Source organism: Paraburkholderia sp. J7, from assembly GCF_905220155.1.
Taxonomy (GTDB): domain Bacteria; phylum Pseudomonadota; class Gammaproteobacteria; order Burkholderiales; family Burkholderiaceae; genus Paraburkholderia.
This window is the reverse complement of sequence record NZ_CAJMYZ010000001.1, coordinates 19,304-44,019: the sequence shown is the minus strand read 5'-3', so window position 1 is coordinate 44,019 and position 24,716 is coordinate 19,304. Positions and strand designations below refer to the sequence as shown.

Sequence of the window (24,716 nt, the reverse complement as noted above, 5' to 3'; positions counted from 1 at the left end):
GTCCAAACACATAACGCTCCGATGTCCTCCAATTCACCCGCTACATCCTCACGCATGAGCGCGCCCGAGTTGCGCGCGACCGTATCGCTCGCGGCGATTTTCGCGCTGCGCATGCTCGGTCTTTTCATGATCATGCCGGTGTTTTCCGTCTACGCGAAAACCGTTCCCGGCGGCGACAACCTTCTGCTGGTCGGCATCGCGCTCGGCGCGTACGGCGTCACGCAATCGCTTCTCTATATTTTCTACGGCTGGGTGTCGGACATGGTGGGCAGAAAGCCCGTCATCGCCGCCGGCCTCGTCATTTTCGCGATCGGCAGCTTCGTCGCGGCGGGCGCGCACGACATGGTGTGGATCATCGTCGGCCGCGTGATTCAGGGCATGGGCGCCGTTTCTTCGGCCGTGCTGGCGTTCATCGCCGACCTGACCGCCGAAGAGCACCGCACCAAGGCCATGGCGATGGTGGGTGGCTCGATCGGCATGTCGTTCGCCGTGGCGATCGTGGGCGCGCCGATCGTGTTCCACTGGGTCGGCATGAGCGGCCTGTTCGCGCTGGTCGGCGTGTTCTCGATTCTCGCGGTGGGCGTGGTGATCTGGGTCGTGCCCGACGCGCCCAGCAAGCCCGTGCACGTGCGCGCCCCGTTTGCAGAGGTGCTGCACAACGTGGAACTGCTGCGCCTGAACTTCGGCGTGCTGGTGCTGCACGCCACGCAAACGGCGCTTTTTCTCGTCGTGCCGCGCCTGCTCGTCGACGCGGGCCTGCCGGTCGCGTCGCACTGGAAGATCTATCTGCCGGTCATGGGCCTCGCGTTCGTCTTGATGGTGCCGGCCATCATCGTCGCGGAGAAGCGGGGCAAGATGAAGGCCGTGCTCGTTTCTGCGATCGGTCTTATCCTGATCGGCCAGCTTCTGCTCGGCTCGCTTGCGCATACACTTGTCATCGTGTCGGCCGTGCTGTTCGTGTACTTCCTCGGTTTCAACATTCTGGAGGCTTCGCAGCCTTCGCTCGTCTCGAAGCTGGCGCCGGGCAATCGCAAGGGCGCGGCCACGGGCGTGTACAACACCACGCAGTCGATCGGGCTCGCGCTCGGCGGCGTGGCGGGCGGATGGCTCCTCAAGCACGACGGCGCGAGCGCCGTGTTCTACGCGTGCTCGGGGCTCGTCTTGTGCTGGCTTATAATCGCGGCCAATATGAAGGCGCCGCCCAGGCGGGCTGAAGCCAAACGCGCTTAAAGCCAGGCGGGCCTGAGTTAGAACCAACGGTTCACAGCAACGCAATTCGCGGAGGCGGTCCGCGACCGGGGAAGGCGCTCGACACATATCGGGCGCTATCCGGCGCGTACCGCGCGGCCGCTCCTCGCAACGGAATCAAACAGGAGAAATTCATGGCATCCGTGAACAAGGTGATCCTCGTCGGCAACCTCGGCGCCGAACCGGAAGTGCGCTATCTGCCTAGCGGCGACGCCGTGGCGAACATTCGCCTCGCGACCACCGACCGCTACAAGGACAAGGCGTCCGGCGAGTTCAAGGAAATGACCGAATGGCACCGCGTGTCGTTCTTCGGGCGTCTGGCCGAGATCGTCTCGGAGTACCTGAAGAAGGGCTCGTCGGTGTATATCGAAGGCCGTATCCGCACGCGCAAGTGGCAAGCGCAGGACGGCACCGACCGTTACTCGACGGAAATCGTCGCCGACCAGATGCAGATGCTGGGCGGCCGCAGCGGCGGCGCCTCGGCGGGCAGCGACATGGGCGACGACGGCGGCTACAGCCAGCAGTCGGCTCCGCGCGGCGGTGGCCGTGCGTCGGGCGGCGGCGGCGCGCCGCGTTCGAGCGGTGGTGGTGCGGGCGGCGGCGCAGGCGGTGGCCGTTCGAGCGCGCCGGCTGGCGGCGGCTTCGACGAGATGGACGACGATATTCCGTTCTAAAGCGTCCAGGCGTATCTGCTGGGCCTGAAGCCCCGGTTCGACTGCAAGGTCGAGCCGGGGCTTTTCATTTGCGTGTACGAACCGGGCGCCGACCTGCGACGTTTTCGCACACGTAGCCACTTCCTCGCCTGAAGCGACACGTTTTCTGATTTTTGTCACGGCAGAACTCCCGCCGGCGCGTCACCATTTAAAAGATGCATTTATTTTGCATCTTACAAGACTGCTCGCACCGTCACCCCACAAGGAAAAGGAGAAAGCCGTGTTTTGCTATCAATGTGAACAGACCGACCGCACCCAGGCCACCCCGGGGTGCGCCTCGGCCAAGGGCAACTGCGGCAAGGACGCTACGACTGCGGATCTTCAGGACCTGCTGATCTACGCAGCCAAGGGCATCGCCCAGTATGGCGCGCTCGCGCGCGGCCTCGGCAGCCCCGATCGCGAAGCCGACCGCTTTATGCTCTATGCGCTGTTCACGACGCTCACCAACGTCAACTTCAACGCCAGCCGTTTCGTGGCGATGCTGCGCGAAGCCGCGCAACACCGCGATCGTGTGAAGTCGACCTGCGAGGCGCTCGCGCTCGCACAAGGCGTTGCCGTTGCGCAGCCGGGCGGCGCAGCGCTCTGGCAACCGGGCAACGATCTCGCCGAACTGCAGGCACAGGCCGCGCTAGTCGGCATCAAGGCTGGGCTCCCGAAGGTGGGCGAGGATGTCGTGGGCTTGCGCGCGCTCGTGCTGTACGGCCTCAAGGGCGTGTGTGCCTACGCTCACCATGCGCGCGTGCTCGGTTACGAGAGTGAGGAAGTCTACGCGGGCGTCGAAGCCGCGCTCGTGTTTCTCGCGAGTGAACCGACGCAGGCCGGCGACCTGCTCGAACACGCGCTCGCGCTCGGCAACCTGAACCTCAAGGTGATGGAACTGCTCGACGCGGCGAACACGGGCCGCTTCGGCATGCCCGAACCCACCGCCGTGCGCGTGACGCCGGCCGCGGGCAAAGCCATCCTGGTTTCGGGCCACGATCTCGGCGATCTGGAGGCGCTGCTCGAAGCGACTCAGGGCACCGGTGTGCAGATCTACACGCACGGCGAAATGCTGCCCGCGCACGCTTACCCGAAGCTCAAGGCGTATGCGCATCTCGCAGGCAATTACGGCGGCGCCTGGCAGGATCAGCAAGCCGACTTCGCGAACTTCCCCGGCCCGATCCTGATGACGTCCAACTGTCTGATCGAGCCGCTGCCGCAGTACCGTCAGCGCATCTTCACGACGGGCCCGGTGGGCTGGGCTGGAGTGCGCCATCTCGAGCACCACGCGTTCGCGCCGGTCGTGCAGGCCGCGCTCGCGCTGCCGGGCTTCCGCGAAACGGCGCCGCAGGAAACCATCACCATCGGCTTTGCGCGCAACACGGTGCTCGGCGTGGCCGACAAGGTGATCGACGCCGTGAAGGCCGGCCAGATCCGCCACTTCTTCCTGATCGGCGGCTGCGACGGCGCCGCGCCTGGCCGCAACTACTACACGGAGTTCGCGCAGGGTGCGCCGAGCGACACCGTCGTCATGACGCTCGGCTGCAACAAGTACCGCTTCAACCGTCACGAGTTCGGCGACATTGGCGGCATTCCGCGCCTGCTCGATCTGGGCCAGTGCAACGACAGCTACTCGGCGATCCAGATCGCCATCGCGCTCTCGAAGGCCTTCGACTGCGGCGTGAACGATCTGCCGCTCACGCTCGTGGTGTCGTGGTTCGAGCAGAAGGCGGCCGCGGTGCTGCTCACGCTGCTCGCGCTCGGCCTGCGCAACATCCATCTCGGACCGACGCTGCCCGCCTTCCTCACGCCGAACGTTCTCGACATTCTCGTCAAGCAGTTCGGCATCTCACCGATCGGCGACGCGCAAGCGGACCTGAACGCGGCGCTCGCGCGCAAGGCCGCTTGAGCGCGGGTGAAAACGTCATGAGTTATCAAATCGAGCTCACCACGCGCGACGGCCAGGCGTTCGGCTTCGCGTGCGAGCCGGGGCAGGACGTGCTGAGCGCGGCGGCGGCAGCGGACATCACGCTGCCGTCGCAATGCCGGCGCGGCAGCTGCGGCGCGTGCCATGCGACCGTGACCGAAGGCGCGTACACGCTCGGCGAACATAGTGCGGACGCACTTGCTTCGGCCAACCCGCATGCGGTTTTACTGTGCCGCACGAGGCCTTCGGCCGACTTGCGCGTCGCCGCGCCGTACGATCACACGAAGGTGTTGCTGCAGCCAGTCGCCACGCGTACGGCGCGCATCGCCGCGCTGGAAACGATCGCCGACGACACGCGCCGTCTCGAACTCGTTCTCGACCCCGACGACACCAGCGGAAGCGCCGCCGAGTTCGAGGCGGGCCAGTTCGCGGAGCTGGCGTTGCCCGGCGGGAGCGTGAAACGTCCGTTCTCGCTTGCCAACACGAGCAACTGGGAAGGGCGCCTCGAGTTCCTGATCCGGCTGCGGCCGCAAGGCGAGTTTTCGGCGTATCTGCGCGATCGGGCGCAGCCTGGCGATGTGCTCACCGTGCATGGCCCGCAAGGCGGTTTCGGTTTGATCGCCGATAGTCTGCGCCCGCGCTGGTTCGTGGCGGGCGGCACGGGCCTCGCTCCCGTGCTCTCGATGCTGCGCCGCATGGCCGAATACGGCGAGATGAACGACGCGCGCCTCTTTTTCGGCGTGAATCGCGAGAGCGAGCTTTTCATGCTCGAAGAGTTCGACGCGCTTCGGGCGGCGCTGCCGCAACTGCATGTCGAGCTTTGCGTGCGCGAAGCGGCCGATAGCAGGCCTGGCGCGCACAGCACGCCCGTCGACGCGCTCGCCGCCGCGCTCGCAGGCGCCAGCGCGGCGCCCGATCTCTACGTTTGCGGTCCGCCTGCAATGGTGAGCGCCGCACAGGCGGTCGCGGCGCGCTCGCGCGTGCCGTCTGCGCAGTTCGTCAGCGAGCGCTTCACGGCCTGAGTGGCAATGCCGTGTGTGGTTTATCTCCGTGTCTGTTTTGACCTCGCCTTCGGGCGGGGTTTTTTTTCGCGCGTCGGAGGGCCACGCGCAGCCACGCCAGCGATCCATTCAAGCAATTGACATTCAGTCATTTACTGTCAAAATGTCCAACATCATGATGCCAACCCGCAAACCCTGTTCCGGCCCTTCCACCGACGAAAACGCGCTGCTCCTGCGCGAAGGCGGGAAGATTGTCGCCGCGCTCGGTCAGACGCTCGCGCCGCTCGTCGAAGTGGTGTTGCACGACCTCACGCGGCCCGAGCATTCCGTCGTGGCGATCGCGAACAATCTGTCAGGACGTCAGGTCGGCGACGCCGCCACCGAAATGGGTCTCGCGCGCATCACCGACTCCGGCTTTCCCGAAGTCGTGGCCAACTATCCGAACCGCTTTCCCGACGGGCGTCCGGCCAAAAGCACGTCCATCGGCCTGAAGAACAGCGCGGGCGAATATGTCGCGGCGCTCTGCCTGAACATGGATGTGTCGCTGATCGGCGCGGTGACGGCGGGCCTCGGCCAGCTGATCCAGACCGGCACGGCCGCGCCCGTGGCCGAAACACTCGCGCCGCGCGCCGCGGGCAGCGTGCGCGAGGCGCTCGAACGCTTCGCCGCCACGCGCAACACCACGCCCATCGGCATGACGCTCGCGCAGCGCCGCGAGGCCGTGCGCGAACTCGCGGCGAACGGACTTCTGAACCTGCGTCATGCGCTCGCCGACGTGGCCACCACGCTCGGCGTAGCGCGCTCGACCGTCTACACCTACCTGCCAGCCGAAGACCGACCATGAGCACTCTGCCTATTACCTTCGAAGACGTCGCCGCCGCCCACGAACGCCTGCGTGGCGTCGCGCATCGCACGCCGGTTCTGACTTCGCGCACCGCGAACGAACGCACGGGCGCGCAGCTTTTCTTCAAATGCGAGAACTTGCAGCGCATGGGCGCGTTCAAGTTTCGCGGCGCGTATAACGCGATCGCGCAGTTCACGCCGGAGCAGAAGGCGGGCGGCGTGATCACGTTCTCTTCGGGCAACCATGCGCAGGCGATCGCACTGTCGGCGCGTCTGCTCGGCGTGAAGGCCGTGATCGTCATGCCGCACGACGCGCCCGCCGTGAAGGTGGAGGCCACGCGCGGCTATGGCGGCGAGGTGGTGTTCTATGACCGCTATACCGAGGACCGCGAGGCGCTCGGCAAACGGCTTGCCGCCGAGCGCGGCCTCACGCTGATTCCGCCCTACGACCACGCGCACGTGATGGCCGGGCAGGGCACGGCAGCAAAGGAACTCTTCGAGGAAACGGGCGAACTCGATCTGCTGATCACGCCGCTTGGCGGCGGCGGACTGCTATCGGGCTGTGCGACCGCGGCGCATGCGCTCTCGCCTGCGTGCACGGTGATCGGCGTCGAGCCTGAGGCGGGCAACGACGGTCAGCGCAGCTTGCAAACGGGGGAAATCGTTCACATCGACACGCCGAAGACGCTTGCCGACGGCGCGCAAACCCAGCACCTCGGCAACCTGACCTTCGCGGTGATTCGCGAGCGCGTGAGCGAGATCGTCACGGTGAGCGACGTGGAACTCGTCGATACGATGAAGTTCTTCGCTAGCCGCATGAAGCTCGTGGTCGAACCCACGGGTTGTCTCGCGGCGGCAGCGGTGCTGCATGGCAAGGTGGATGTGCGCGGCAAGCGCGTGGGTGTGCTGATCTCCGGCGGGAACGTCGATCTGCTGCGTTTTGCGCAGCTGGTACAGGCAGCTGGCTAAAACAGGCAGCCGGCTAAAGCGCCCTGTCGCGGCGCCTCGAACAGCCGGAGGCGCCTCAGCCGAGCAATTGCGCGAGCGCCGCGCGTGCGTTCGTCACGTGCGCGGACTCGCCGGGGCGGCCCGGCAACAGATGAAATTCGGCCGCAGGCAGTGCGGGCAAGCCGAATGAAGCCGGGCATGCCATCAGTCCTTCGCCGATCGCCGACTCGTTCAGACACGAGATTCCCAGCCCCGCCTTGAGCGCGAGCTGCAGCCCGGCCACGCCCGAAGCCGAATGCGAAATCAGGTACGGCATGCGCGCTTCGTCGAGCAATCTCACGACACGGCGCTGCAGCTGGCAGGTTGCCGGCAGCAGCACGAGCGGCCAGGGCGGCGTGAGCGCGGGCCGCTCGCGCAACGCTTGCGCCGCGCCCACCCACACCAGTTTCTCGCGCCGTATCGACGTGCTCTTGTGCGTGCCGCGGCCTTCCTCCACGAGCCGCAGCGACAGCCCGATGTCGTAGGCGTTCTCGTCGGCGGTGCTGTCTATCACGGCGCTCGGCTGCACGGTCACATGCAGGCGCAGGCGCGGATGCTGGCTGGCGAAGCGCCGGAGGATCTCGGCGATGTCGTGCGGCCGGTAATAGTCCGTGATCGCAATTCGCACCTCGCCGTCGAGCGTGCGGCCAAGCATGTCGTCGAAGGCGGCGTCGCACAGCGCGACGATGCGGCGCGCGTGGTCGAGCAGCTTCGCGCCAGCGGGCGTAGCGGACATGCCCTGCTTGCTGCGCACGAAAAGCGGCTGGCCTACGCGCTCCTCAAGCTTCTTGAGCTGCTCGCTCACCGACGACTGCGACAGGAACACCCGCTCCGCCCCCGCGGAAACGCTGCCCGCCTCGGTCACCGCGATGAATGTGCGCAACTGCGCGAGGTCGAAACCGCGTGCGTTCATGGTTCAGCTTGATCCGGTGTGTTTCCCGCTATTTCATGATTCGGAAATTTCGAATTCATGGATTGGAATTTCCCGCTTTTCCGATGGATGTTGCGCCTCTACGATGCCCTCAGTCAACCGTTTTCTCGAGGTCATCATGGAACGAAGTACAACGCGGGGCGCGGCACACCGCTGGAAAGTGCTCGCGGTGGGCGTGGCAGCCAACGCCAGTTTTGCGGCGGCGCTCGGCGGCATTCCCGCAACGGGCGTATTGATCCGCTCGGGTTACCACATCGGTACGGGCGAACTGGGTGTCGTGCTTGGCATGCTGGGCCTTGGCATCGTGCTGAGCGAACTTCCCTGGGGACTCCTGACGGATCGCTGGGGCGATCGGCGCGTACTGCTCACGGGGCTGACCACCACCGCGCTCGCACTCGTTGCGATGGCGCTCTGGGGCGCGCCGGCGGGCGCGCATGCGCCCAGCGCGACGACGCTCGCGGTGGGCCTGCTCGCACTCGGTCTGCTCGGCGGCAGCGTGAACGGCTCGAGCGGGCGCGCGGTGATGGCGTGGTTCGCCACCCACGAGCGCGGCCTTGCGATGAGCATCCGGCAAACCGCTGTGCCAGCCGGCGGCGGGCTTGGTGCGCTCATGCTGCCAGCGCTCGCCGAGCACGTGGGATTCGCGGCGGTGTATGGCGCGCTCGCTTTCCTGTGTGCGCTATCCGCCGTACTCACGATCGCCTGGCTGCACGAGCCTGCGCATACGCAGGCCCCCGCGAATGCGCCGCTCGCCTCGCACGCGCCGGCTGCGCCCGTGCAACGTTCGGTCTCGCCGCTGCGCAGCGTAACCGTGTGGCGCATGGTGACCGGCATTGGGGTGCTGTGCATTCCGCAGGTGGCCGTGCTCTCGTTCGCGAGCATCTTTCTGCACGACGTCGGCCATGCCGGCACAGCGGCAGTCAGCGCGACGCTTGCGGCGGTGCAGGGCGGCGCGGCGTTCATGCGTGTGTACGGCGGGCGCTGGACTGATCGGCACGGCGAGCGGCGGACCTGGTTGCGCGGCAGCGCCGCACTCACCGTCGCGCTTTTCCTCGTGCTGGCCGCACTGACGGCCTTCGCGTCGCATACGCATCGCGCAAACGGCGCGTTCGTCGTGCTGCTTGCCGCAGTGATCGTGTTGGGCGGCATAGCCGCTTCCGCCTGGCACGGCGTCGCTTTCACCGAGCTCGCGACGCTCGCAGGCAGCGGCCGTGTGGGAACCGCGCTCGCCATGGGCAACACTGGCGCATTCCTCGCGTTCTTCGTCGCGCCTTCAGCCATCCCGTTGCTGTTGTCGTGGTTTGGGTGGCCCGCGGTCTGGGTGGCGGCTGCGCTTTGCGCCGCGCTGGCATGGCCTGCATTCGCCGCACCGCGCGAGCGCGGCGCCGGGCGCACTGGCGAAAGTCGACAACGCGCTCGTGAGCGTGCCGCGGCTTGATGATGCCGCGTGTAGGATTTGTCTCGGGATATCGACCGATGCGACAAATCATTCTACAAAATCGCATCTATCAGGCATAACGCATGACGAAGCTCGGATTAAGGATCATTTAACGTTTCGGAAATCTCCGATTTCGACGGCAGGATTTCAATGGTCAGATGAACGACCTTGCCGATGTTGTTGGCTGCCGGTGCGCCCACGCGGCGCACCGCACCCACACAAATCCACCTCGAAGGAGATTCAGTGTGAAGCTACGTGTCGTCCTCGCCGACGATCATCCATTCGTTCTGCTTGGCGTTCGCTCCGCGCTCCTCGCCGGAGACGATATCGAGGTCGTGGGTGAAGCGTGCGGCGCGCCAGAGTTGTTGCAGACGCTCGAAACCGTCCCTTGCGACGTCGTCGTCACCGACCTCAACATGCCGCCTGCTTCCGGCGAAGCCGAAGACGGCCTGCGCCTCGTGCGGCGTTTGCGCCGCGACTGGCCGCATGTCCCCGTGGTCGTGCTGACCAGCGTTGCGAACGCCGGCATCCTGCGCGCCGTGGCGCACGCGGGCGTGATCGCCATGTTGCGTAAGACCGAACCCATGGACGAACTCGCCGCCATCGTGCGCGCAGCCGCACAGGGGCTTGCCTATCTCAGCCCGGCCGTCGAGCGCGAACTCGCGGCGGCCGCCTGCCTGCCCGACATGTGTGTGCCGCGTTTGACGCCGCGCGAATCGGAGGTGATCCGCAAATTCGCAAGCGGCAGTTCGATCACGGAAATTGCGCGCGCCCTCGGCCGCGACGTGCGCACGGTGAGCAGCCAGAAGCGGGACGCCATGGCGAAGCTCGGCGTGAGCACCGACGCGGGACTCTTCGCCTTTGTCAGGGCTCACGGACTCCTATGAACCTGCTTTCCTTGCCGCTGGCGGACGATGCCGACGTGGCTGCCGCTACCCGCCGCACCGTGCGTGAGCGCGACAATCGGCACGCGGCCCTCGCGGCGCGCAACATGACCGATACCGCCGACCTCGCGGCACCGGTGCGCGTCATCATCGCCGACGATCATCCGCTCGTGGTGTATGCGCTGGAAAGCATGCTCGTCAACTATCCCAACGTGCAGATCGTCGCGCGTGCGCGCAGCGTGCCCGAACTGTTCGACGTGGCGCAGCAGCACGCCTTTGATCTCGTTCTGATGGACCTGTACATGGCGTTGCCCGGCGAGCTGGACGGACCGGAGGCTATCCGCGCCTTTCGCGCCGGTTTCCCGCAAAAGGCGGTGGTCGTGCTCACCATGGAAAGCGAGGCCTCGGTGCTGCGCAAGGCGATCGATCTCGAGGTGAACGCCGTACTGAGCAAGCGTGACCGCATTGACCTGATCCCGGTTGCGATCATGTCCGCGATGGCGCGCGAACACTATGTCGGGCCAGTCGTGCGTGACCTGCTGACGGAAGCAGCACGCGCCGAGCGGCGCGAAGAAGTGTCTCGTCTTCTCACGCGACGCGAATTCGAGGTCATCACGCATTATGCAAAGGGGCTCGGCGTCACGGAAATCGCTGGTCTGCTCGGGCGCAGCGTCAAGACGATCAGCGCGCAAAAGTGCGCGGCGATGAAGAAGCTCGCGCTCGGCAACGATATCGAGCTCTATCGCTTCGCGGTCGAATGCGGCGTGTCGCAGGGCGACCCAACCTGATCGATCCTGTGCACGCAAGGCCCCCGATGCAGTCGACCCGGGCCGCTCGAGAAGACGCGCTTCGCCTGGGCGAGCCGCTGCGCGCGATCGTGGCCGATGACCACGCGTGCATCCGGCTGGGCGTAGCGAACCTGCTGCATGCAACGGCGCGAGCCCTCGTCGTTGGCGAAGCCAGCAACACGCATGCGCTCGCCCTGCAGCTCGATATGACCGCTTGTGACGTCGTCATTTCCGATCTCTGCATGCCGGGCCTTGACGGCGGATATGGCTCCCTTACGCTGCTACGGCGCCTCGCGCAAACGCGATGCGCGCCTGCGATCGTCGTCCTGAGCATGGTGTCGACGCCGCAGGTTCTGACGGGGCTGCTGCATCAGGGCCTGAACGTTATTGTCGACAAGCGCGACGTCACGCACGATCTCCTCCTTGCTGTTGCCGCCGCTCACGCCCGCATGCCGTTTCTCTCGCGCCGCGCACGCGAAACGCTTGCGCGGGCCGACGCCACGTGCGTCCCCTGCTCGGGCATGCCGAGCGCTCGCGAATGGGAGGTCTTTCAGCTTTACACGCAGGGTATGTCGGTCGGTCAGATTGCCCAGCGGTTTCAGCGCAGCCGCAAAACCATCAGCGCGCAAAAACGCAGCACCATGCGCAAGCTCGGGCTCGTCACGGAGCGCGATCTGAGCGACTTCGCGACGCACGCGGGGCTGACCTGATTCAGCCCGGCGCGACGCGTCCCCGATTCATACCAGCGTCTGTAGGAATTTCTCTCGCCGTGTATCGCGCATTGCGCACAGCGTTTTAAGAGTTCTCCTATCTGAATGCGGGGCTCGTCTCCCCATAATCCCAAGCTCAATGCATGGCTCGTCAGAAATTGCCGTTCCGGCAATGCGATCAAACGACGGCCTAGTCGGAACAGGGCCGGGAAGCAGTCCGGAAACGGAGACGAAACAATGAAGCTCGGTAGGCGTTTGGCGGTCGAGGGCGCGGGAACCGCGTGGCTCGTGTTCGCCGGTTGCGCAGCCACGGCGCTCAACGCGAGCCCGCCTTCCCAAGGCATCAACGTCCTGGAAATCGCCGCGGCCTTCGGGCTTGCGCTCACGGTGGCGAATTATGCCGCCGCACGCGCGGCGAGCGCCCACTTCAATCCCGCTGTCACGATTGGCTACGCGGTTTCCGGGCGCTTTCCGGTGCGCGACACCGGGCCGTACCTCGCGGCGCAGACCATCGGGGCCATTCTTGGCGCGGCCTTGCTCGTACGCGTGGCGAGCGGGCGCCCGGGCTTCTCGGTCACGGTGTCCGACCTCGGCAGCAACGGCTACGACGAACATTCGCCGAGCGAATACACCCTCTTCGCCGTGTTCCTGCTGGAACTCGCGGCTTCGTTCGTGTTCGTCTTCTTCCACCTGCTGATGTCGAGCACACACGCGCGCCGCAAGCACGCGGCGCTTACCATCGGCGCCTGCCTCGCTGCCATCTATCTCATTGCCATCCCCGTCAGCAACGGCGGCGCGAATCCGGCGCGCTCGACCGGTCCCGCGCTGTTCGTGGGCGAGTGGGCGCTCGATCAACTCTGGCTCTTCTGGGCGGCACCGTTGCTGGGGGGAGCCGCGGCCGGCGCGGCGTACCGCGTCGTGGGCCGCCGCCCGCGCATTGTCCTCACGCCTTCTCGCGACGGCATCTGAAGTCCAGTATGGCGCTTCCCGATGAGGTCGATTCTCCGCATCTTCTGTCTTCGCGCGCGCCCGGCTGCATCGAGGCGCGGGCGCGGGCTTGCGTGCGGATTCGCCAGCGTTGGCGCGCTTGCCGCGGCATGGGGGCTCGTGTTTTCTGTAGCGGCGGCGAGTGCCGCTACGCCGTGTGAGCCAACCGGCGAGGGCATCGCGCGCACGCAGCCGCTCGCCACGCCGTTGCCGTCGCATCTCGTCGTCGGTGTGGTCGCGGGGGGCTGGGCGCCGCTCGAAGTGCTCGACGGCGACACGCTCAGCGGTTTCAGCGCCGACTACCTGCGCTTGCTCGCCGGCGCTGGCGTCAAGCTTCAGCCACGCGTCTTTGCGGACATGCCAGCGTTGCTCGCGGCGGCCTGCGCGGGCGATATCGACATCGTAATGAGCCTCGCGCGCACGCCGTCGCGCGAGCGCTGTCTTGCTTTCACGGTGCCGTACCTGACCGGCACCACGGCATTCGTCACGCGTGCCGGGAATACCGCGATCGCGACCCAGCCAGCGCGCCTCGCGCGCGCGACCTTCGCCGTCGAGCGCGGCTACGCACTCGAATCCGCATTGCGCGAGCGCTTCGCGCAGGCGCACATCGAAACGTTCGCGACTACACAGGCTGCGCTGCGAGCCGTCGCGCAGGGTAAGGCCGACGTGTATGCAGGCTTTTCGCCTGTGGCGCGCTATCAGCTTACGCTCGAAGAATTCGGCGATCTGCGCGTCGCCTTCGAGGAGCGCGACCGTATGCGCGAGTTGCGCTATGGCGTGCCGGTCTCCAGGTTGGTGCTGCGCGACCGGCTCGATCTTCTTCTGGGCGGTGTGCGGCCTGCCGCGGCAGCGGCCGTGCGGGCACGCTGGTTCGACGGCGGCGCGCCGGGAGAGGCGCCGCCGTCCGCGTTCAGCCTGAGCGCCGACGAGCGCGCGTGGCTGCGCGCCTTGCCGCCGCTGAAAGTGGGCTACGACAGCAGCTGGCTGCCGTTCAGCTTCACGAACAAGGCTGGCGAGCCGTCGGGCATGGCCAACGACTATCTCGACTATCTGGGACGCACCCTCGGCATTACCTTCGAGCGCGTGCCTGTTTCCCCCTGGACGAGCGCGGTGGGCGCGTTGCAACGTGGCGAGATCGCGCTCGCCGCGACCGCTGTGAGAGATGGCGTGTTCGACTCCGGCGTGGCCTACACGGACGCGTTCGAGCACTATCCGCTCGTCATGGTGGGGCGTCGCGACGAGCCGATGGCGCGCTCGCTTGGCGACTTTGCGGGCCGACGGATCGTGCTGGCGCCGCATGTACCGGAAATGCCGGTGCTGCCAGGTACGCAGGTCGAGCGCGTCGCAAGCCTCGCGGCCGGGCTCGCGATGGTCGATCGCCACGAGGCCGATGTGCTGGTCGGCAACACGGCCGCGCTCGACGGGCCGCTCAGCGGCACGTATCTCGAGACGCTGAAAGTGCTGGGCGCGGTAGGTGTCGATGATTCGACCGCGTTTGCCGTGCGCTGCGACCTCGCCCCGCTCGCGGGCCTCATCAATCGCGCGCTCGGTGCGATGTCGCCCGCCGAACAGCAGCGGATCCGCAATCGCTGGACCGCAGTCGTTTCCACCCGGGCCGGCGGCTGGAGCGTGAACGCGCTGCGGCTTCTTCCGCTCCTGATCGTGTTCGGCGTGCTGCTTCTCGTCACGCTGCGCGCCTACGTGCTGCTCCAGCGCGAGATGCACAGGCGGCGGCGCGCGGAGCAGGTGCTCGCACGGCAGGTGGAACTGCAAGACACGATGATGGAGATGATCCCGTATCCCCTCGGTGCACGGGACCTCGAAAACCGCTATCTCGCAATCAATCGCGCCTACGAGGAATCGACCGGCCTCACGCGCGCCCGCGTCCTCGGGCGCTCGGGTTCGGCCGTGATGGCATGGGGACCCGAGAACAGCCGCCGCATGGACGATCTCTACCGGCTCACGATCGTCGAAGGGGAGAGCCAGCGTGTCGAGCTGATGTTCGAGAACACGCTTGGGGAGGCACGTCATGGCATTTTCTGGACGCGCCTGTGCCGCGACCCGCAGGGCGCGCCGTTCTGCGTACTTGGCACGATGATCGATGTCACCGACATTCGGCGCGCCGAGCTGCGCGAACGCGAATCGGAGCGGCTCCTCGCGGAGGTGACGGGTTCGCTGCCCGCGATCGTGTTTCAGTTGCGCCGCGCGCCCGATGGCCGCTACTCGTTTCCGTACATTGGCGGCGACACGCAGCGGCTCCTCGGCAACACCGTCGACACGCTGCGCCGCGCGGATTCGGTCGATCTCTCGCGGGTGGGGCGTCACGATCGCGCGCGCCTCGCCTCGCAGCTCGAACGCTCAGCGCGCCGGTTCATTCCCGTGCACGCCGAGTTCCGCTTTCAAGGCGCGGCCGGGTTCGTGTGGGTGCGTGCGGAGTTCGCGCCGCGCCGCGCAGAAGACGGCGCGATCGTCTGGAGCGGCTATGCGCTGGATGCGAACGACGAGCACGCTCGCGCAGACGAACTCGAGCAGGCGCGCGACACTGCAGAGGCGGCCTCTCGCGCGAAGGACGACTTTCTCGCCATGATGAGCCACGAGATCCGCACGCCGATGAACGGCGTGCTCGGTCTTGTCGAGGTGCTCGAGCGCACGCCGCTTAACCCGGATCAAGCGCAAATGGTCGGCATGGTGCACGAGTCGGCGGGGGCGCTGCTGCAGATACTCGACGATCTGCTCGACTACTCGAAGATCCAGGCCGGCCACCTCGTGATCGACTCGCAGCCGTTCGACATGCGCGAGCTTGTCGACAACGCCGTCGGACTGCTGGCCGCGCGTGCACACGAGAAGGGACTGAAGGTGCGCGTGGATGTGGAGCCGGAGGTCGCGGCGCTCTTGCGCGGCGACAGCGTGCGCCTACGGCAGATCCTCTTCAATCTGCTCAGTAATGCGATCAAGTTCACGCTGGCGGGCGAGGTGAGCGTGCATGTTCGCGCACGCGATGTCGGCGCGCTCCGCTCTCATCAGCGGCTATCGATCTCGGTGAGCGACACGGGAATCGGCATTGCGCCCGCAGCGCAGGCGCAGCTCTTCGAGCCGTTCGTGCAGGCCGAGACCTCGACTACGCGACGCTTCGGCGGCACGGGGCTCGGCCTCACGATCTGCCGCAAGCTCGCTGCGCTGATGGGCGGCGCGCTCGAGCTAGAGAGCGAAGTGGATCGCGGGACGTGCCTCACACTGCGCATCGAATTGCCCGTGGAGGCTCGAAGCGGCTCGGCGGCCGGGCTGCGCGGCAAGCGCGCGCTCGTGACCTGCGAGGACGTGAGCGTCGAGGCCGCATTGATGCATTTCGGCGCGGCGCTCGGCATGCAAATGCGCCGCGTCGCGCCGGCGGACCTCGCCCGCGCCGCGGGCGCGGACAATGCCGATCTCCTGTTCGTCTCGGAAGCGCTGGTCGACCGGTTGGGCAAGTTCGGTGCACCTGTGCTTTGCCTGACGGAGAACCCTAAGCCGAGCGGATACCGCGTGGCCGAGAGCGGCGTGCGCGTGAGCGTCAACCCGTTGTCGTGGCGTGGCTTGAGCGCCGCTTGCGCGATGGCGCTGGCGGGGCTGCCGGTCAAGGCGGCCAGCCCGCCACGTCCGGCCACCGATGTCGAGACGACGCTCCCAGCGCCCGATCGCGAGCAGGAACGCGCTGCCGGCCGCCTCATCCTCGTGGCGGAAGACCATCCCGTCAATCAGGAGTTGATCCGCCATCAACTGGCACTGATCGGGTTTGCATGCGATGTCGTCGACGACGGTGCGAAGGCGCTCGGAGCGCTGGCGGAATGTGAATACGGCTGCCTGATAACCGACTGTCATATGCCGAACGTTTCGGGCTACGACCTCGCGCGGCGCGTGCGCCAAATGGAGCAGAAGGCGCACGGCAGGCGGCGCTTGCCGATACTCGGCATCACGGCCAATACGGCGCCCGAGAACATGAGCCGGTGCAGCGAAGCGGGCATGGACGATTGCCTCATCAAGCCGACCCGTGTGGCCACGTTGCGCGAGCATCTCGCGCGCTGGTTCGGCGTGGAGAGCATGCGGCGCACCGTGCAGGCCGAAGCCACGCGCGAGGCAGGCGGACAGAGGACAACAGCGGGGCAAGCAGCGTCGCGGGCTTCAAGGGCTCCGAATGCCCCGGGGGTCTCGGAGTCGCCTGCCGCTTTGGGCGGCGGTGCTGATGGAACGCTCGCGGAAAAACCCGCTCACGCACGGACGTTCGAGCCGCTGGATCTCGCGCACATGATCCAGGTCTGGGGCGGGGAGGCGACCGTGAAGACGTTGCTCAGCTCGTTCGTTTCGGCGATGCGCGACGACCTTGACGCGTTGCCGCCGCTTCTTGAGCAAGCCGATGTCGCGCGCTTGCGCGAATGGCATCACCGGCTCGCCGGTGCGGTGGGCGTGCTGCAATACCCTGCGCTGCTTGCCGAGCTTGAGACGTTTCGCCGTCACATGAACAGTCACACTGCCGGGCAATTGCGTGAGGAAGGCTATGCGCTCATCCGCACGTGCCAGGCGATGCTTGGCGGAATCGAGCAACAGGCCGCTCTGCTCGCGTGAATGATGCGAATCAGGACATGGACCGGCGCGACCGAATAGAGCAAAAAGCGGCAAAAGCGGCGTTTCGAGCAGGCGAAAAAAAACGCGGCCGAAGCCGCGTTCAAGCTTGGAGACCCTTCGATGAAGAGTCACTTCTCGCAGTTCCTAGCTTAGTCGGCAGGCGGAAAGAAATCGAGACAATTTCGATCAATTAACTATTACAGGGAATGCTGGTAATCGCGCTTGCCGCTGCGGTGTCGTGCCGGCGAAACCATTCGACTGTGAAGTCAACGAACGAACGTGTTTTTGCCGGAACGTGCCGGCGGCCGGGGTAGACGAGCGAGAGTTCCTTGTCTGCGCCGCGAATGTCCCATCCGGCAAGCACGCGCACGAGCTGGCCGGATGCGAGATCGGCGTCCACGTGGTTTGCCGGCAGGATCGTGATGCCCATACCCGCGATCGCGGCCTGACGCAGCATCACGGAATTGTTCACAGCGTACGCCGGCTCGATCAGCACGGGTTTGCGCACGCCGCCCGGGCCCTCGAAATGCCATTCGTTGCCGTGAATATCGGCGGAAGGCGCAAGGAGCGTGTGACGGGCGAGATCGGCGGGGCATTGCGGCGCAGCATGGCTTGCGAGGTAGGCGGGCGATGCGACGGCAACCGGCGCGACGCTCAAAAGCGGACGGCGGATCAGCGTGCCGCCGCTCACCTGGCGCGGCGCCACAATGCCCGCGTCGAATCCCTCCTCGATCAGGTCGACCGGACGGTGCAGCAACGTGAGCGAGAGGCGGACTTTCGGGAACGCGTCGAGGTAACGCTCGAGCATCGGCGTGAGGTCGTGCAGCGAAAACGATGCGTGGGTAACGACGCGCAACGTGCCGGACGGCACCGATACGCCATGCGCGATATGCGTTTCTATGCGCGCCAGATCGTCGAGGACCTGGCGGCAGCCCTGCGCATAGGCGGCCCCCGCCTCGGTGAGCGATGCGCTGCGCGTGTTGCGGTTGATGAGCCGCGTTTCCAGATGGGCTTCGAGCAACGCTACGTAGCGGGTGACCACCGCGTTCGACATGTTCAGACTGGTCGCCGCGCGGCCGAACGAGCCGTGCTCGGCAACGCTGACGAACACGCGCATGGCCTGAAGCTGATTCATGTTTTTGGGGGGCGTGGACACGAGGCGGATGGGGGCTGCGAAGAAGAGGAATGAAGTCGGAGGGCGCGCGTGGGTGCTCGCCGAGAACGATAGTACCGATGCGTGTTGGGCGAGCGGAATGGGATTCGTCCGAATCGACGCTTTATCCCGAATTGCCAGTGTTGTCCGACTGCAACGCTTTATCGGGATACCGAATGAAATGGTCGCGAGAGAGAAAAACAAGATAAGTCGTGAGCATTGAGTCACAAGCGTTTGAGGGTTTACCGCAGCAGGATTCAATTAATTCGAAAAGGCTTTTGCCGAGATATCGGGTGGTTCGTCGAAATGCGACGCCCATAAACTTCGCCATGCAAATCAACGCGGTGCTGCATGCACTGCAATACGGAATCGCTATGCCGGCGTGAGGTCGGCGACGGCATCCATTTTTGCCGAAAGGCCTTGCATCGAAGGAAGCATATGAAAAAGAAACTGGCTATCGCGGCGGCAGTCGCTGCGACTTTTGCATCGGCGTCGTACGCGCAAAGCAGCGTCACGCTCTACGGTATTGTCGATGCCGGCATTACCTACACGACCAATGTCGATGGCAACCGGAATTTCGCCCTGACGAGCGGTAACCTTTCGGCGAGCCGCTGGGGCCTGCGCGGCGTTGAGGATCTTGGTGGTGGCCTGAAGACGATCTTCACCCTCGAAAGCGGCTTCAACATCGCGAACGGCCAGCAGAACGGCGGCCTGTTCAATCGTCAGGCGTACGTCGGTCTGACGCAAGACCAGTACGGCACGGTCACGTTCGGTCGCCAGTTCGACTCGATGATCGACTACGTGAGCCCGCTCACCGCTGTGGGCACCTGGGGCGGCAACTACACGGCGCACCTCATCGACAACGATGACCTGAACGGCACGTTCTCGCTCAACAACTCGATCAAGTACGCCAGCCCGAACTTCTCGGGCTTCCAGTTCGGCGGCCTCTACGCGTTCTCGAACCAGGCTGGCGGCTTCGCGGTCAACCGCGCATACAGCGCCGGTATGAGCTATGCATACCAAGGCCTGCGTCTTGGCGCGGCCTACACGCAGATCAATGGCGTGAATGCCAACGGTGGCGGTGCGGTCCAGGGTTCGCCGATGGCGAACACGCTCGGCGCACTGAGCGCGCTCAGCGGGAATGAGCGTCAGCGCAACTGGGGGGCAGGCGCAAGCTACACCTACGGTCCGATGGTCGGCGGCGTCGTGTTCACGCAGTCGCGCGTCAACGACTCTCTGGGCAATTCGCTGCGCTTCAACAACATCGAAGCCAACGCACGCTACAACCTGACGCCGGCTCTCGGTATCGGCGCGATGTACACGTACACGAACGCGAACGGCTCGGTGCTCGACGCGAACGGCAGCAACTCGGCGCACTGGCACCAGTTCGCTCTGCAAGCCGACTACTCGCTCTCGAAGCGCACCGACGTGTACCTCGAAGGCGTCGGCATGTGGGGTGCTGGCCAGAACGCAGTGGGCATCACGCAAGTGGGCTTCCAGGGCAACGACAACTTCTCGTCGTCCAAGAACCAGGGGATCATCACGACGGGTATCCGTCACCGCTTCTAAGCATTCGGAGGCGTCGCGTTCCCGGTTGGGGTTGTTGCAAGCATCGCAGATGGGAGCGCGTAGCGCCGGATGGCAAGAAGGTAGTACTTGGGTTGAAAGGCGCCGCTTGCGGCGCCTTTTTTTATTGCACGCGGCTTACGCAGGGCCGACATCGGCGCAGCGAACGCGCGCGGCGGATTTGCTCTAGCATGTGGGAGCGCGGTTTTGCGCCTTCTGGTGCAGCGCGCCACAAAAACAGGAGAAATTCCATGAATGTGCTTCGTCCGCTGCAGCTCGCTCTCGCTCTGTGTGTCCTCGCCTCCGGTGCCGCGTACGCCGACACCGTCGCGCTGAAAGCCGATCTCGAACCGTCCAGCGAAGTGCCGCCGCGTGTGAGCCAGGGCCACGGCATGCTCAACGCCACGTTCGACACGTCCACGAAATCGCTGAACTGGACGATCACCTACGAAGGCCTCTCCGGCCCGGCGACGGCTGCGCACTTCCACGGTCCCGCGCCGGTTGGACAGAACGCCGGGGTGCAGGTCCCGATTCCGAAGGGCGAAACGGCAAGCCCGATCAAGGGCTCCGCCACGCTCAACGAGCAGCAGGTGACCCAGCTAATGGGTGGCCAGTGGTATTTCAACGTTCATACCGCGCAGAACCCGTCAGGCGAGATTCGCGGCCAGGTGCTGCCCGCCAATTGATCGGCGCGCAATCGTTCGCCTCACTCACCGCATTGCGCGCGCCGCTGGTTCCCGCAATCGAAGTCTGATTGCGGGCCTATGTCAATTGACCGTCGACATTGACCGCCACCGAATGCAGGTTGAGCCCAGTTTGAATGCCGCGGAGGGCTGAACCGATGAGCTGGCAAAGCAGGCTGATCTGCAGGTTCTTGCGCCGCACCTTTCTGCCGCAAACACGCAAGTCGATCAACGTCGCACGCGTGCGCATGCTGACGGCGAGACGCATCTGGACGCCAGGCGTGCCGAACGGCTGGCGCTTGCGCGAACAGTACGACGCCTCCGATGTCCCGTTGCGCGGCGAGTGGCTCATCCGCGAGCGCTCGCCCGCGCAGCGCACACTCCTTTATCTGCATGGCGGTGGGTACTACTTCTGCTCGCCGCGCTCGCAGCGCGCGATTTCGTTTGGTCTCGGCAAGCGCGCTGACGCCAACGTTTTCTCGCTCGACTATCGCCTCGCGCCCGAGCATCCGTTTCCGGCAGCGCTCGAGGACGCATTGGCCGCGTATCGCCATTTGCTGGCAGACGGAACGCGGCCCGCATCGATTGTGATTAGCGGCGATTCGGCGGGCGGCGGGCTTGCGCTAGCCGCACTCGTTGCCTTGCGCGACGCGGGCGATCCGCTCCCCGCTGGCGCCGTGCTCTTTTCCCCCTGGACCGATCTTGCGGCGACGGGCGCCTCGATACGCGAGAACGACGGGCGCGATCCCATGTTCAGCGGTGAGGTATTCGCGCGTATTGCGCCGTTCTACCTCGGCTCGGCCAGTGCAACCGATCCCTACGCATCGCCGCTTTATGCTGACTTTCGCGGCTTGCCGCCGCTAAGCCTCTTCGTGGGAAGCTCCGAAACGCTGCTCGACGACACGCGCCGCGTCGTCGAACGCGCGCGCGCCGCCGGCGTGCCGGTGGAGTGCGAGATTGCCAGCGGCATGCCGCATATCTGGCCGATCTATGCGCCGTTCATGCCTGAGGCGCGCCGGACGCTCGACGTTGCCGCGAGCTTCGTGCGCCGCGTGACCGGTGCGCCGGCGCGAGGCGACGAGAAGCCGCAGCCGCCTCAATCGAGCGAGACCTCGATCGCGTCATAGGCCGCGTGCACGGCGGCTTCGCCGTAGCGGCGCTCGAGCCGGCGCACGGTGAAGTGACCATGCGCCACCTGCTGGAAATGGTCGATGAACACGGTATTGACCATGGCGCCGAGCACCGCGCCGATGGCCGGTATCGATTTTGCCGCGACCTGCTCGCTCACCTGCACGGAGAAGCGCGCGGCCACGGTCTGCATGAGCTTGAGGAGCGCGGTCGAGCCGTGCGCGGCAAAGCCCTTCGTGGCCATTTCCGACGATGCCGCCGATACCGCCTTCGCAAGCGCGCCGCGCACGATGAAATAGCCGAAGTCGGCTTCGTCGTCGGCAGGCGAGCGGCCGCCCATGCCGAACACGGTCAGGCATTGCAGCTGCGTGTCGGTGCTGGCCAGATCTTCGCCTTCGCTGCGCGCAATGTCGCAAATCGACCGAAACATCAGCGTGGTCGTGACGGGCAACTCGACGGGCAGCGCGAAAAGGCCGAATGCGCCGCCCGCCGCGCCCGTGGTCGCGACGGCGAACTTGTGCAGCAGGTTGCTCCGCTTTGCGCTCGTGCGAGGTTCGGCGGTGGAGAGGGCGCTTTGTTTGCCGAGCGTTTTCAGTGCGAGTTGCAGGCACTTGCGCAGCGCGGTTTGCGTCGCGTCGGCCACCTTGTCGTTCGCGACGCCGGGCAGCCGCGCCAGCAATTTTTCCACCGGCGCCCCCACGATGGCCGCGAGCTTCATGCCGAGCGGCGGCGTTTCGAGCTGATGTTTGGCGCGCCGCAGCGCGTCGAGATCGACCTCGGTGAAGGCCGCGACAGCACCCGCGCGGGCCGCTTCGGCGGCGGTGGGTTCGCTCGTGGGTTCGGTTATGGGTTCCATTGCGCTCCCGGATTTTCAGCAACGACGGCGGGGCATCGCCGCCGTTCGACGCCCCAGTGTAGTGGATCGAGCCGTGCTATGATGATCAATCTTTGACGCGTCAACCGTTGCTGGATCAAAAAATGGCCGTTCATACCGCTGCCCACCATTCGAGCGGGCAGGTTCTGCCGTTCCGGGAGTCGCTGCTCGCGATGCTCGGTGTCTCGTTCGTGACGATGCTCGTCGCGCTCGACCAGACCGTCGTGGGCACCGCGCTGCCGACCATCGTCGCCGAGCTGCGCGGCTTCGAGCTTTACGCGTGGGTCGCCACGTCTTATCTGCTCACCTCGGTTATCACCGTCCCCATTTTTGGGCGCCTCGGCGACTATTACGGGCGCAAGCCGTTCGTGATCGCGTCGATCGTTGTCTTCACCGCCGCTTCGGTGCTGTGCGGCGCCGCCAACAGCATGCTGTTCCTTGTGATCGCGCGCGGGTTGCAAGGCATCGGCGGCGGCATGCTGGTCGGCACTGCGTTCGCCTGCATTCCCGATCTCTTTCCCGATTCCGTCGTGCGCCTGCGCTGGCAGGTGCTCATGAGCTCTGCGTTCGGTATCGCCAACGCGGTCGGGCCGTCGCTCGGCGGCTTTCTCACGCAGTACTACGGCTGGCGTTCCGTGTTCTACGTGAATCTGCCCGTGGGCCTGCTTTCGCTGTTTTTCGTGTGGAAGTATCTGCCGCATCTGCGTCATGTCGCGCACGAGGCGCGAATGCGCCTCGACTGGCCGGGTGCGCTTCTCATCGCGATCGCACTCGGCAGCCTGCAGCTTTTCGTGGAGCGTCTGCCCGGGCACGGTCTCAGCGCTTCGGCCATCGGCCTGCTCGCCCTCGCGCTGGCGGCCGGCTGGGCGCTCTGGCAATGGGAGCGCCGTTGCCCGCAGGCCATTCTTCCCGTCGACATGTTCCGCAACGCGAGCCTGAACGCACTTTTCACGCTGGCCGTGCTGGGCGGCTTCACGATGTTTTCGCTGCTGTTCTATGCCCCGCTCCTGTTCCAGGGCGGCTTTGGCATGACGCCGAAGGAAGCGGGCGTCGTCATCACACCGCTCGTGGTGTTCATCACGATCGGCAGTATCGCGAACGGGCGCGTTGTCTCGCGCATCCGCAATCCGAACCTGATGCTCTACATCGGCTTCACGATGATTGCGGCGGCTTGCTTCGCGGTGGCGCTCGCGACGCGCGGTACGCCGCGCGGCCTGCTCATGGCATTCATGATCATGGCGGGCGTCGGCCTTGGCTTCGTCATGCCGAACCTCACCGTGTTCGCGCAGCAGACCGCTGGGCGCGAGCATCTGGGCATCGCCACGGCGCTGCTGCAGTCGCTGCGGATGATCGGCGGCATGATCGGCACGGCGCTCACCGGCACGATGGTCACGCAGCTCTATTCGCGCGGTGTGCAGCGCGCGCTGGATGCCGATCACGCCACGCACTGGCTGCCCCAGCTCGCCGACCCGCAGATCCTCATCAACCGCGACGCGCAGGCAACGCTGATCGCCGATCTCACGCACGCCGGGCATAATGGCGCGCCGCTGCTCGAAGCCGCGCGCGAAGCGCTCGTGGGCGCGATTCACCTGGGTATTGCCTTGGCTGCGGTGATCGCAGTGGTGTCGATCTGGCAAACTCGGCGCGTGCCGCCGGTCAAACTGCAGCGCAAGGTGGAGCCCGTCATTCACGCGGATTGAATTGCCTCGGCCCGCAGCCGGCCCGGACTGGACCAGCGGCGGGTACCGGCAGAAGCCGGCAAGAAAGCCGGCAGGAAAACAAAGCATGGAAATTCAGGATCGCATCGCCATCGTGCAGCAGTTTGGACGGACCTACCGCGCGTTCATGTCGGCGTTCGAGGCGCAGGTCGGGCATCCGCTGCCGCGCTGGCGCATTTTGCTCGCGCTTTACGATCAGGACGGCGTGTCGTCGCAAAAGCGGCTCGTCGAGCGGCTGCGCGTGGACCCGGGCGCGCTCACGCGGCAGTTGAAGGCGCTGGAGTCGCTCGGCTGGATCGCGCGCCGCGCCGACGAGCGCGACAACCGCATCACCAACGTCACGCTGACCGACGCGGGCCGTTCCGTGATCGAGGAGGGCCTGCCGCGCCGCAACGCGTTCCTGAACGTAACGATGTCGCTGCCCGACGATGCGCTCGCGGCGCTGTCGGGCGCGCTGGGGATGATGGAGGCGCGCATCGGCGAGGCGGCCACGGCGGCGGCCGCGCTCGCGCAGGCGCGTGAGGCCGGCTCCGACGCGCGCTGAGCCGGCCTCCCAGTG

The 24,716-nt window shown here is 65.9% G+C and carries 20 protein-coding genes; 17 read left to right on the top strand and 3 right to left on the bottom strand.

All coding sequences use genetic code 11. The features are described 5' to 3' along the window. The first annotated feature begins 21 nt into the window (after nt 1-21). From U5A58_RS00190 to U5A58_RS00165, 6 genes are all read left to right on the top strand, one after another. Nucleotides 22-1,230, top strand: a complete 1,209-nt coding sequence (locus U5A58_RS00190) for an MFS transporter (protein WP_415765044.1) — start codon at nt 22-24, stop codon at nt 1,228-1,230. Nucleotides 1,231-1,382: 152 nt separating this feature from the next. Further along, nucleotides 1,383-1,922: a single-stranded DNA-binding protein gene (locus U5A58_RS00185; protein ID WP_158756887.1), complete on the top strand. Its 540-nt coding sequence runs from the start codon at nt 1,383-1,385 to the stop codon at nt 1,920-1,922. A 259-nt stretch (nt 1,923-2,181) separates the two neighbouring features. Further along, nucleotides 2,182-3,849, top strand: coding sequence for a hydroxylamine reductase (gene hcp / locus U5A58_RS00180; RefSeq protein ID WP_321959869.1), 1,668 nt, complete (start codon nt 2,182-2,184; stop codon nt 3,847-3,849). A gap of 17 nt (nt 3,850-3,866) precedes the next feature. Further along, a complete protein-coding gene (locus U5A58_RS00175) occupies nt 3,867-4,889 on the top strand; it encodes a 2Fe-2S iron-sulfur cluster binding domain-containing protein (protein WP_321959868.1) in 1,023 nt (340 codons plus the stop codon). Between the two features lie 154 nt (nt 4,890-5,043). Further along, complete coding sequence (locus tag U5A58_RS00170) at nt 5,044-5,712, top strand: transcriptional regulator (RefSeq protein WP_321907724.1); 669 nt, start codon at nt 5,044-5,046, stop codon at nt 5,710-5,712. After that, complete coding sequence (locus U5A58_RS00165; RefSeq protein ID WP_321959867.1) at nt 5,709-6,680, top strand: threo-3-hydroxy-L-aspartate ammonia-lyase; 972 nt, start codon at nt 5,709-5,711, stop codon at nt 6,678-6,680. The genes U5A58_RS00170 and U5A58_RS00165 overlap by 4 nt, the downstream gene beginning before the upstream one ends. Before the next feature lie 55 nt (nt 6,681-6,735). Here U5A58_RS00165 and U5A58_RS00160 read toward each other — a convergent pair whose 3' ends face one another. Then, the gene (locus tag U5A58_RS00160) at nt 6,736-7,611 is read right to left on the bottom strand and encodes a LysR family transcriptional regulator (RefSeq protein ID WP_321907728.1); all 876 of its coding nucleotides are present in this window, start codon (nt 7,609-7,611) and stop codon (nt 6,736-6,738) included. A gap of 136 nt (nt 7,612-7,747) precedes the next feature. Here U5A58_RS00160 and U5A58_RS00155 point away from each other — a divergent pair, with 136 nt between their 5' ends. The 6 genes from U5A58_RS00155 to U5A58_RS00130 all read left to right on the top strand — a co-directional run bounded on the left by U5A58_RS00155 (nt 7,748) and on the right by U5A58_RS00130 (nt 17,035). After that, a complete protein-coding gene (locus U5A58_RS00155) occupies nt 7,748-9,067 on the top strand; it encodes an MFS transporter (RefSeq protein WP_321959866.1) in 1,320 nt (439 codons plus the stop codon). A gap of 245 nt (nt 9,068-9,312) precedes the next feature. Continuing rightward, nucleotides 9,313-9,954: a response regulator transcription factor gene (locus tag U5A58_RS00150; protein WP_321907732.1), complete on the top strand. Its 642-nt coding sequence runs from the start codon at nt 9,313-9,315 to the stop codon at nt 9,952-9,954. Continuing rightward, complete coding sequence (locus U5A58_RS00145) at nt 9,951-10,739, top strand: response regulator (RefSeq protein WP_415774149.1); 789 nt, start codon at nt 9,951-9,953, stop codon at nt 10,737-10,739. The genes U5A58_RS00150 and U5A58_RS00145 overlap by 4 nt, the downstream gene beginning before the upstream one ends. Nucleotides 10,740-10,765: 26 nt before the next feature. Beyond that, nucleotides 10,766-11,449 (top strand): response regulator transcription factor, encoded by a 684-nt coding sequence (locus U5A58_RS00140; RefSeq protein ID WP_321959865.1) that lies wholly within the window; start codon nt 10,766-10,768, stop codon nt 11,447-11,449. Nucleotides 11,450-11,686: 237 nt separating this feature from the next. After that, a complete protein-coding gene (locus tag U5A58_RS00135) occupies nt 11,687-12,418 on the top strand; it encodes an aquaporin (RefSeq protein ID WP_321959864.1) in 732 nt (243 codons plus the stop codon). Between the two features lie 21 nt (nt 12,419-12,439). Then, nucleotides 12,440-17,035 carry an ATP-binding protein gene (locus U5A58_RS00130; RefSeq protein WP_321959863.1) on the top strand — a complete coding sequence of 1,532 codons (4,596 nt, stop codon included), beginning with the start codon at nt 12,440-12,442 and terminating at the stop codon, nt 17,033-17,035. A 190-nt stretch (nt 17,036-17,225) separates the two neighbouring features. Here the strand turns inward: U5A58_RS00130 and U5A58_RS00125 are convergent, their stop codons facing one another. Then, nucleotides 17,226-18,170: a LysR family transcriptional regulator gene (locus U5A58_RS00125; RefSeq protein ID WP_321959862.1), complete on the bottom strand. Its 945-nt coding sequence runs from the start codon at nt 18,168-18,170 to the stop codon at nt 17,226-17,228. A gap of 456 nt (nt 18,171-18,626) precedes the next feature. On the opposite strand from U5A58_RS00125, the gene U5A58_RS00120 reads away from it, so the two are divergent. The 3 genes from U5A58_RS00120 to U5A58_RS00110 all read left to right on the top strand — a co-directional run bounded on the left by U5A58_RS00120 (nt 18,627) and on the right by U5A58_RS00110 (nt 21,564). Continuing rightward, on the top strand, nt 18,627-19,757 hold the full coding sequence (locus U5A58_RS00120; RefSeq protein WP_321959861.1) for a porin: 1,131 nt from the start codon (nt 18,627-18,629) through the stop codon (nt 19,755-19,757). Between the two features lie 248 nt (nt 19,758-20,005). After that, nucleotides 20,006-20,440: a CHRD domain-containing protein gene (locus U5A58_RS00115; protein ID WP_321959860.1), complete on the top strand. Its 435-nt coding sequence runs from the start codon at nt 20,006-20,008 to the stop codon at nt 20,438-20,440. Nucleotides 20,441-20,595: 155 nt separating this feature from the next. Beyond that, a complete protein-coding gene (locus U5A58_RS00110) occupies nt 20,596-21,564 on the top strand; it encodes an alpha/beta hydrolase (RefSeq protein ID WP_321959859.1) in 969 nt (322 codons plus the stop codon). On the opposite strand, the gene U5A58_RS00105 is transcribed toward U5A58_RS00110, so the two are convergent. Beyond that, nucleotides 21,534-22,421, bottom strand: a complete 888-nt coding sequence (locus U5A58_RS00105) for an EcsC family protein (protein WP_321959858.1) — start codon at nt 22,419-22,421, stop codon at nt 21,534-21,536. The two genes, U5A58_RS00110 and U5A58_RS00105, sit on opposite strands and share 31 nt — an antisense overlap. A gap of 122 nt (nt 22,422-22,543) precedes the next feature. On the opposite strand from U5A58_RS00105, the gene U5A58_RS00100 reads away from it, so the two are divergent. Both U5A58_RS00100 and U5A58_RS00095 read left to right on the top strand, forming a co-directional pair. Continuing rightward, entirely contained in the window at nt 22,544-24,139 is a 1,596-nt protein-coding gene (locus U5A58_RS00100; protein WP_321959857.1) for an MDR family MFS transporter, read from the top strand. 85 nt (nt 24,140-24,224) lie between these two features. Next, nucleotides 24,225-24,701, top strand: a complete 477-nt coding sequence (locus tag U5A58_RS00095) for a MarR family winged helix-turn-helix transcriptional regulator (protein WP_321959856.1) — start codon at nt 24,225-24,227, stop codon at nt 24,699-24,701. Nucleotides 24,702-24,716: the final 15 nt, after the last annotated feature.